The organism is Blastomonas sp. CCH1-A6 (assembly GCF_001556365.1).
Classification (GTDB): domain Bacteria; phylum Pseudomonadota; class Alphaproteobacteria; order Sphingomonadales; family Sphingomonadaceae; genus Blastomonas; species Blastomonas ursincola.
Map to the genome: position 1 here is coordinate 1 of NZ_LSIS01000435.1, position 9,580 is coordinate 9,580.

Annotated in this window: 9 protein-coding genes; 8 read left to right on the forward strand and 1 reads right to left on the reverse strand. The window is 64.7% G+C overall.

Annotated elements, in window-relative coordinates; all coding sequences use genetic code 11:
* From AX735_RS26100 to AX735_RS19810, 6 genes are all read left to right on the forward strand, one after another.
* Nucleotides 1-1,014 (forward strand): DcaP family trimeric outer membrane transporter (locus AX735_RS26100; RefSeq protein WP_066283902.1); only part of this gene is annotated, 1,014 nt, incomplete at its 5' end.
* 25 nt (nucleotides 1,015-1,039) lie between these two features.
* Nucleotides 1,040-2,710, forward strand: coding sequence for an MFS transporter (locus AX735_RS19790; protein ID WP_066283906.1), 1,671 nt, complete (start codon nucleotides 1,040-1,042; stop codon nucleotides 2,708-2,710).
* A 196-nt stretch (nucleotides 2,711-2,906) separates the two neighbouring features.
* Nucleotides 2,907-3,605, forward strand: a complete 699-nt coding sequence (locus tag AX735_RS19795; protein ID WP_082751216.1) for a TetR/AcrR family transcriptional regulator — start codon at nucleotides 2,907-2,909, stop codon at nucleotides 3,603-3,605.
* Nucleotides 3,606-3,736: 131 nt separating this feature from the next.
* Entirely contained in the window at nucleotides 3,737-5,011 is a 1,275-nt protein-coding gene (locus tag AX735_RS19800; RefSeq protein WP_066283909.1) for an efflux RND transporter periplasmic adaptor subunit, read from the forward strand.
* Entirely contained in the window at nucleotides 4,992-5,705 is a 714-nt protein-coding gene (locus AX735_RS19805; protein ID WP_060979409.1) for an ABC transporter ATP-binding protein, read from the forward strand. Before AX735_RS19800 ends, AX735_RS19805 begins: the two co-directional genes overlap by 20 nt.
* The gene (locus AX735_RS19810) at nucleotides 5,702-6,952 is read left to right on the forward strand and encodes an ABC transporter permease (protein ID WP_066283912.1); all 1,251 of its coding nucleotides are present in this window, start codon (nucleotides 5,702-5,704) and stop codon (nucleotides 6,950-6,952) included. The genes AX735_RS19805 and AX735_RS19810 overlap by 4 nt, the downstream gene beginning before the upstream one ends.
* Nucleotides 6,953-6,982: 30 nt before the next feature.
* On the opposite strand, the gene AX735_RS19815 is transcribed toward AX735_RS19810, so the two are convergent.
* The gene (locus AX735_RS19815) at nucleotides 6,983-7,645 is read right to left on the reverse strand and encodes a nitroreductase (RefSeq protein WP_066283915.1); all 663 of its coding nucleotides are present in this window, start codon (nucleotides 7,643-7,645) and stop codon (nucleotides 6,983-6,985) included.
* 220 nt (nucleotides 7,646-7,865) lie between these two features.
* Between AX735_RS19815 and AX735_RS19820 the strand changes: the two genes are divergently transcribed.
* Together AX735_RS19820 and AX735_RS19825 are read left to right on the forward strand one after the other, a co-directional pair.
* Nucleotides 7,866-8,828: a YeeE/YedE thiosulfate transporter family protein gene (locus AX735_RS19820; protein WP_066283917.1), complete on the forward strand. Its 963-nt coding sequence runs from the start codon at nucleotides 7,866-7,868 to the stop codon at nucleotides 8,826-8,828.
* A gap of 268 nt (nucleotides 8,829-9,096) precedes the next feature.
* On the forward strand, nucleotides 9,097-9,580 hold a 484-nt coding region (locus tag AX735_RS19825; RefSeq protein ID WP_231750188.1), incomplete at its 3' end, for a CBS domain-containing protein.

The following is a 9,580-nucleotide window of genomic DNA, read 5'->3' on the forward strand; positions in this document are numbered from 1 at the left end:
GAATTCTACCTGCCGCAGCAGATCCCGGTCGGTGGCACCTCGACCCGCGACTTCATGGCCAATGCGCGCCAGACGCGACTGTTCTTCACCAGCTCGACCCCGCTGGGCGGCAAGGAACTGAAAAGCCATATCGAATTCGACTTCGCGCTCGCCACCGCGCCGCCGGGCGCGCAGCGTGCGACCAATGCCTATACGCCGACGCTGCGCCGCGCTTTCCTGACCTATGACAAGTTCCTGATCGGCCAGGAATGGACCACGTTCCAGAACCCCGCGCTGCTCCCCGAAAGCACCGATTTCGTCGGTCCGCTCGAGGGCACGGTGTTCGTCCGCCAGATGATCGTCCAGTATCGCCAGCCGCTGGCGAAAGGCCTTGAACTGCATCTCGCGCTGGAAAATCCGCAGACCGAAACGGTCAACACCACCAACGCCGCATTGGCCGACAACGATCAGGACCGCGTGCCCGATCTGGTCGCCAAGCTGGTCTACAAGCAGCCGAACCTGGACCTGCATGTCGCAGGGCTGGTGCGCCAGCTTTCGGTGCACGATGGCGGCAATGACGACGACGCGCTCGGCTGGGGCATCTCGGCGGGCGGGAAGCTCGCCTTCGGCCCGGACAAGCGCCACGATATCCGCTTCAGCGCCACCTATGGCGACGGCATCGGCCGCTATCTCGGCCTCGGCTATGCGCCCGATGCGCTGTACGACCGCATTGCGCTGGGCAACCGGCTGCTGAAGGTCGAGAATTTCGCGGCTTTCGGCTCATTGAAGCTCGGCTGGACCGGCAATCTGCGCTCGACGATCGCGGCAGGCTACCAACATGCCGACTATCCCGGCGGCGTGCTCGTGCCCGGGCTCGCCAATGTTTCCGCCTATAGCGCGGCGGTCAACCTGTTCTGGTCCCCGGTCAAGAATCTCGACATCGGCATCGAAGTGCGTCACGCCGAGCGGGAAGTGGCCAATGGATTGAAGGGGCAGATGGACCGCGTCGAGATGGCGGCGAAATACACCTTCTAACGACACAAGCAGAGGAGTGGGTACAATGGCTACGGTGTATGAGGATGCTTTACCCAAGCATCACCAAGCGACCCAGGGGGAGAAGATGGTCATCGCCGCTTCCTCGCTGGGCACGGTGTTCGAATGGTATGATTTCTACCTGTACGGCCTGCTGGCGACGTACATATCCGCCCAGTTCTTCTCGGGCGTGAACGAGACGACCGGCTTCATCTTCGCGCTTGCCGCCTTTGCCGCGGGCTTTGCGGTACGACCCTTCGGCGCGCTCGTCTTCGGGCGGATCGGCGATCTGGTCGGGCGCAAGAACACGTTCCTTGTCACCATGGGCATCATGGGGCTTTCGACCTTCGCGGTCGGCCTGCTGCCCAGCTATGCCTCGATCGGGGTGGCCGCCCCGATCATCCTGATCCTCATGCGCCTCGCCCAAGGGCTAGCGCTGGGCGGCGAATATGGCGGCGCTGCCACCTATGTCGCCGAACATGCGCCCGAAGGAAAGCGCGGGCTCTATACCAGCTGGATCCAGACCACGGCGACCTTCGGATTGTTCGCGGCGCTGCTGGTGGTCATCGGCTTCCGCTTCGCGCTGGGCGAAGAGGCGTTCGCCGCCTGGGGCTGGCGTCTGCCGTTCCTGATCTCGATCGTGCTGCTCGCGGTGTCGATGTGGATCCGGCTGCAGCTCAACGAAAGCCCGGTCTTCCAGAAGATGAAGGAAGAGGGCACCACTTCCAAGGCGCCGCTGACCGAGGCATTCGGCCAATGGGGCAATCTCCGCTGGGTGCTGGTCGCGCTGCTGGGCGCGGTCGCGGGCCAGGCGGTGGTCTGGTACGCAGGGCAGTTCTATGCGCTGTTCTTCCTGGAAAAGACGCTGCGGGTCGATGGCGCCACCGCCAATATCCTGATCGCGATCGCGCTTGCGCTTGCCACGCCCTTCTTCGTCTTCTTCGGCTGGCTGTCGGACAAGATCGGCCGCAAGCCGATCATCCTGGGCGGCTGCGCGCTGGCGGCGATGCTCTACTTCCCGCTGTTCGGCGCGCTGACCCAGGCCGCCAACCCCGCGCTCGCCGCGGCCCAGGCCTCGGCCCCGGTCACGATCAGCGCGCATCAGGACGAGTGCTCGTTCCAGTTCGACCCGGTCGGCAAGAACAGCTTCGACACGACGAGCTGCGACATCGCCAAGACCTATCTTGCCAAGGCGGGCATCAGCTATGCCAATGCCGAGGCAGCAGCCGGAACGGTGGCGATGGTGAGGATCGGCGACAAGACCTTCACCGCGCCTGATGCCGGCAAGCTGTCGGGCGAAGACAAGAAGGCGGCGATCAAGAGCTTCCAGGACGAGCTCAAGGCTGGTCTCATCGCGGCGGGCTATCCCGAAAAGGCGGATACGGCGAAGATCAACAAGGTCGCCGTGGTCGCGATCCTCTGGGCGCTGGCGATGCTGGTGACCATGGTCTACGGACCCATCGCCGCGATGCTGGTCGAGCTGTTCCCCAGCCGCATCCGCTACACCTCGATGTCGCTGCCCTATCATATCGGCAACGGCTGGTTCGGCGGTTTCCTGCCCACCACAGCCTTCGCGATGGTCGCGGCCACCGGCAACATCTATTACGGCCTGTGGTATCCGGTGGTGGTCGCAGCAGCGACGGTGGTGATCGGCCTGATCTTCCTGCCGGAAACCTTCCGCCGCAATATCGACGATTGATATAGCCCTGGAGGGTCGCGCCCCAGCAAACCAGCGTGTCAGGTCCGCCTGGCACGCTGGTCTTGCCTTGGCAGCAGAGCCGCATAGCGATGGGGCTGGCATCCGGCCGACCCAGGGGGCGGCCCGTCCAGCTTTGGCTTGCGAGCCGATCGCACGGTGTTATGACACTGACATCGTTGAACCAAATGGACGCTGGATGGTCACCCAAGGATCTTCGACAAGGCTGGCCACGCGGCCTGATCTCGACACCAAGACGCCCCAGCGCCAGCGGGGCAAGGACACGTTCGAGATGATCCTGGCGACGGCGGGCGACCTCCTGTCCGAAGTCGGGTTCGAAAAGCTGACCACCAATCTGGTGTGCGAACGCGCCGGGATGACGCCGCCCGCGCTCTACCGCTATTTTCCAAACAAATATGCGCTGCTGACCGAACTCGCCAAGCGGCTGATGGCGGCGCAGGATGCCGTTGTCGACAGGTTCATGCGCAACGAGGCCTATGGCTCGCGTTCGCTCGACGAGGTCGTGGCGTGGAACATCGCGCTGCGCAAGGAACTGATCCGGGTCACCCGCGCGCAGCCGGGCGGTCTATGGATCCTGCGCGCGATCCGCTCGGTGCCGGTGCTGCAGGAAGTCCGTAACGATTCGCGCGACAAGGTGCTCGACCTGCATGTCGGCCATGTCGCGCAGATCTATCCCGAAGTACCGATCGAGACGCTCAAGGCTGCCGTGCGGCTGTCCGAGCAGATGACCTATACGGCGATCGAGATGCTGCTCGAGGATCCGCTGCTCGACGAGGACAGGATTGTCGAGGAAGTGTCGTGGATGACCGCGATGTATTTCCTCAACCTGGGAAGCCGGCCCCGCATCGACCCCATCGCTATCGATCTGGGCGACTGATCGCACGTCGCGGCATTTCCTGGCCAATGCGACTATTTCTTTTCCATGCCGCATCTTCACGCATCATCGCTGGCCATGCCCGTGACGAGCTTCTATGTTCGCAGGTACAGGGCAGGATGGGGCCAATATAGATGCTGAGCAAATTGCGTTCATGGATAGGGCGCCACAAGATCTGGTCCGCCCTGATCGCGCTTGTCCTTCTCTATGTTGCTTATCTGGCCGTGCGCCCGGCCCAGCATGATTACGAATATCTCGGCGAAACCGTGGCGCGCGGATCGGTGGAGCGCGTGGTCTCGGCCAGCGGTAAGGTGCGCGCGCTCAACACGATCAAGGTCGGCACCGAGGTGTCGGGGCAGATCACCAAAGTCTATGTCGATTTCAATTCGCCGGTGACCAAGGGGCAGGTGCTCGCCGAGATCGACCCGACCCGGGTGCGCGCGCGGGTGCAGCAGATCGAGGCGCAGGTCGCGCTCGCCCGTGCCGGATTGCAGCAGACCGCCGCCAATGTGGCGCGCGCCAGGGCCGAGTTGCAGATCCAGGAACGCGATTACGCGCGGCAGAAATCGCTGGCCGAGCGCGGGTTCGTGTCCAAGGCCAATCTCGACGCCGCGCAGACCCGGCTCAACAGCGCGCGCAATGCCCTGGAGGTCGCCACCGCGCAGACCGAGAGCGGCGATGCGCAGATCCGTCAGGCCAATGCCGAGCTTTCCTCGGCGCGGCTCGACCTGAACCGCACTGTCATCATCGCGCCCGCCAGCGGCGTGATCATCAACAAGCTGGTCGAGCCGGGGACCACCGTGGCTGCAAGCTTCCAGACGCCCAATCTGTTCGAGATCGCCGCCGACATCACCAAGATGCAGGTCGAGGCTTCGGTCGACGAGGCCGATATCGGCCAGATCCGCGAAGGCCAGGACGTGACCTTCACGGTCGACAGCTATCCCGATGACGTTTTCCGCGCGCGCGTCCGCCAGATCCGCAAGGCGCCGGTCGAAACGCAGAATGTGGTGAGCTATCTCGTCATCATCGATGTCGACAATCTCGATGGCAAGCTGCTGCCGGGCATGACCGCGAATGTCGAGATCATCACCGGGGCCAAGGCCAATGTGGTGCGCGTGCCGACCAGTGCGCTGCGCTTCCGACCCAAGGCGGCCGACCGTCAGGCGCAGGAGGAGCCGCAGCCGGGCGATCCGGATCGCAAGCAGGCGCCGCGGCATTTCGTCTATCTGGCGGGAACGGACCCGTATCGTCCGGTCCGCAAGCAGGTGAAGATCGGGCTGGAGGGCGACGACTATACGGAAATCCTGTCGGGCACCAAGCCGGGCGACAAGGTGCTGGTGCGTACCAAGTCGCTGAAGCCCAGGACCCCGAGCGAAGATGCGGACGAAGATGACAGCGCCGCTTCTTGAGACCCAGGATCTCATCAAGAACTATGTGATCGGTGGAGAGATGGTCCACGCCGTCAACGGCGTGTCGCTGCGCATCGATCAGGGCGAATTCGTCGCGATCATGGGCGCGAGCGGATCGGGCAAGTCGACCTTCATGAACATGATCGGCTGTCTCGACGTGCCGACGTCGGGCGTGCTCAGGCTCGACGGCATCGATACGCGCACGCTGAACAGCGACGAGCTCGCCGAGATCCGCAACCGCAAGATCGGCTTCGTCTTCCAGCAGTTCAACCTTCTCGCGCGGACCAGCGCACTGGACAATGTCGCGGTGCCGCTGATCTATGCCGGGGTCGGGCCTGCCGAACGCCGCCAGCGCGCGCAGGCGCGGCTCGAGGCGATGGGGCTGGGCAACCGGCTGCTCAACACCCCGGCCAAGCTATCGGGCGGGCAGCAGCAGCGCGTGGCGATCGCGCGGGCGCTGGTCACCAATCCGCTGATCCTGCTCGCCGACGAGCCGACCGGCGCGCTCGACACGCAGACCTCGCTCGACATCATGGGCATCTTCCAGAAGCTCAACGACGAGGGCATCACGCTGGTCGTAGTGACACACGAGCCCGATATCGCCGAATATGCCGCGCGGCGGATCGTGTTCCGCGACGGCAAGGTCATCGAGGACGCTGCGGTGACCTCGCGCCGCCGGGCCGAGCCGGCATGAACGGGCTGCTCGGCACGCTGGCGGGCTGGGGCGTCAATGTCGCGATCGCGTTCACGGCGCTGCGCACTAACCTCATGCGCTCGATCCTGACCACGCTGGGCGTGATGATCGGCGTGTTCTCGGTGATCCTCGCGGTCGCCGTCGGCAATGGCGCACAAGTTTCGGTGACCGAGCAGATCGCGACGCTGGGCTCGAACATGGCGATCGTGGTGCCCGAGCCCGAACGCGCCAACGGCCCGCCGCGCCCCGGCGATCGCGGCCGCCTGACCGAGCGCGACGGCGAGGCGATCGCGCGCCAGGTTCCGGGGGTGGTGGCGGTCGCCCCGCAGATCCGCACCAGCGTGCAGCTGGTCACCGGCGGGCGCAGCGCCTCGACCCAGGCGGTCGGCTCTACCGAGGCCTTTGGCAGCATCTCCAATCTCGGCACGTCCGATGGTCGCTTCATCACCAAGAGCGATGTCGGATCGGCGGCGCGGGTGGTGGTGATCGGCCAGACTGTGGCCGACAAGCTATTCGTCGACGTCAATCCGATCGGGGAGAAGGTGCGGATCAACCGCGTGCCGTTCACCGTGATCGGCCTGCTCGAAAGCAAGGGTAGCAACCTCGGCAACGACAATGACGACCAGATCGTCGTGCCGATCACCACGTTGCGCCAGCGCCTGTCCACCGCCACCGCGCAGGGGCCTGACGATGTCACCTTGCTGTTCGTCGGCTTCGAGGACGAGGACACGCTGGTCGCCGGCGACCGCGAGATCAAGAGCCTGTTGCGCGCGCGCTATCGCGTCTCCAAGGGCAAGATCACGCCGTTCACGGTGCGCACTACCAAGGAAATTGCGGAAACCTCGGGCGAGGTGACGCAGATCTTCCAGGCGGTGCTGGTGGCGATCGCCTCGATCTCGCTGCTGGTCGGCGGCATCGGCATCATGAACATCATGTTGGTCAGCGTCACCGAACGCACCCGCGAGATCGGGCTGCGCATGGCGCTGGGGGCCAAGCGCAGCGACATCCGCAACCAGTTCCTGGTCGAGGCGGCGGTGCTGTGCATCATCGGCGGCGGCATCGGCCTCCTGCTGGCGATGGTCGCGGCGGCGATCTTCCAGCAGGTGGCGGATTTTCCCGCACCGATCGGGCTTGATACCGCCTTGCTCGCCATCGCCTTTTCGGGCGTGATCGGGCTGGTATTCGGCGGCTATCCCGCGATCCGCGCGTCGCGCCTTTCGCCGATCGAGGCGCTACGCAGCGAATAGCCCGCAGCGCCGTCGATCCGCCGATCCCGATCAGTCGAAACCGAGGAAAGTAACCTGCTCGTCGAGCGGCACGCGCTCGCGCTCGAAATTGTTGACCGGTGCCTCTTCATCGCGCCAGCCGATGCCTAGCCCGCAGAACAGCAGGATGTCGTCCCCCATCCCCAGATGGTCTTTGATCGTGCGGCCATAGACGCCCATATATTCCTGCGGACAGCTGTCCAGGCCCTCGCCGCGCAGCAGCAGCATGATCGTCTGCAGCCACATGCCGCAATCGGACCATTGCGGTTCCTTCATCAGCTTGGGGAAATGGCACAGCAGCAACACTGGCGCGCCGAACGAGACCATGTTCATTTTGACGAAATCGGCGCGCTGTTCCGAATTGTCGCGCGCCACCGCCATCGCGCCGTACATCGCCTTGCCCAGGTTGGAGAGGCGCTCCTGATATTTCGGCACCTGGCCGGGGGCGGCGAAGTCATATTCCTGTGGATCATCGGGCTGGCTGGCGAGCAGGCGTTCCTGCAGCGCGGCGAGCGGCGCTCCGGTCAGCACCGTTGCTTCCCAGGGCTGATAGTTGCAGCCCGAAGGCGTCATCCGTGCCTGTTCGAGCACCCGCCGCACCGTCTCGAGCGGAACCGGTTTATCCTTGAACGCCCGGATCGACCTGCGCGTGGCGACGGCTTCGGCTACATTCATCAAACATCCCTCCTGTTTGGCAACATTGGCCGGACATTCCCGGCCGCGGGCCTGCCTTGCCAGAGCGGGCCAGCGGCTGCAATCGTGCGCGACTGAAACCGGAGCCGCCTTCCCAGCGAACCTGCACAATGCCGTCAAGGGGGGGTGATGCGATGCAATCTGGCGCTGCCAGGGTTCATGGACCGTCCGTTCATGCCGATGCCCGGCCCGGCGAGCCGTCATGCTGCTGATCCTGGTCCTGATATGCGCGTTCCTCGTCGGCATGGCGATCGGCGGCAGCAGCACCTGCGCGGTAACCGCCTCGCGCGAGATCCTGCTGCATCGGCGCGGCACCATGCTGCAGGGCTTTGTCATCGCGATGGGAATCGCAGGCGCGATCACGTTGCCGCTGCACTGGCTGCTCGGCCCTGCGGCCCATCTGGCGTCCGAAGTGCCGATCTCGGGCGCGCTGGTGTCCGGCGCGGTGCTGATAGGGCTGGGCGCGGTGATCAACGATGCCTGCCTGCTGGGTACGCTGGCGCGGATCGGACAGGGCGAGGTCCGCTTTCTGGCCTTGCCCTTTGGTCTGGCGCTGGGCTTTGCCCTGGCCGATCGGCAGCCGCTGCTGGCCGCCGGCCCGGCGCTGGGCAATGTCCATGCAACGCCGATGTGGCCTGGCATCGCGCTTGTCATCGGCTTTGCGCTGCTGGCGGTCTGGGCCTGGCGCGAGCGTGGCCGATCCATCGAACCCGGGCGGGCAAGGCCTGCATGGCCGCGCGTGATGATGCTCGCCATGGGTCTGTGCGGCGCGCTGCTCTTCGCGCTGGAACCGAACTGGGCTTATTCGGATGCGGTGCGCGCCATCGTGCGACGCGGGCAGATGGAGATGCACAGCGATGCCCGCGCCTTTGCGCCAGCCGTCGCGTTGCTGGGCGGCGCGCTGGTCTCGGGCCTCCTTGCGCGCTCGTTCGTGTACACGCCGCCCCGCCTGGCGGATCTGGCCCGGTCGCTGGCCGGTGGTGTAGTGATGGCGCTTGGCGCATCGCTCATCCCTGGGGGCAATGACACGCTGCTGCTGGCGGCGATCCCATCGGGCACGCTGAGCGGCCTGGTCGCCTATCTGGTGATGTCGGTAACGGTTCTGCTGACGCTGCAATCTGCCGCCTGGCTCGGCGCCCGCGCGCACACGAAACTGGCTGCCTGAAGCAGCGATCGTCGACCCCATGGTTCCATCGGCCTTTCCGCGCGCCGGGGGAAGAGCCAGGCATGCAAGGGTGCGAGCGCTGGATGCCCGCCCCTACGACGATCAGCGTCTCGGCGGGCAGGATGTTTTCGAATCCATCTATGGGTAAAGTCCCGGTTAGCGGTTCGGGTCGACCCGAAACATGGTGCACGAACATTTTTGCCATGTCTTCAAAGTGTAACAAATATTTAAGCGCTTGTTTACTACGATTCCGATAATTTGTTCGGGCATGATGCAGTCGCCATCCGCCTTTTCTTCCTCCGCCGGGTCATCCGGGGCAGATGCGCGATCGGATAGGATCGGCGACTGGCTGTCGGCGGCAGATCGCGAGCCGCCACATATCCTGCACGGCGACACGCTGGTCAGTGTGATCGACCGCTTTCAGGCCAATCCAGACTTGCGATTGCTGCCGGTGCTCGACGCAGAGGGGCGACCGTGCGGTGCCATTTTCGAGCGTGATATGCGCCGCCTGCTGCTCAACCCCTATGGCCATGCCCTGCTGCGCAATCCGGCTTATGGGGGCGACCTGAGGTCGCACATTCGCGATTGCCCGAAGGCCGATGTCGCGCAGTCGATCGGTGCGGCCCTGGAGCAATATCGGGTCGGCCGAGGAACCGAAGGCATGATGATCCTGCAGGGTCATCGATTGTTTGGCGTGCTGACCAACCGCCGACTGGCGCTGCTCGCGGGCGAATGGGAGGGGCATAGGGCCC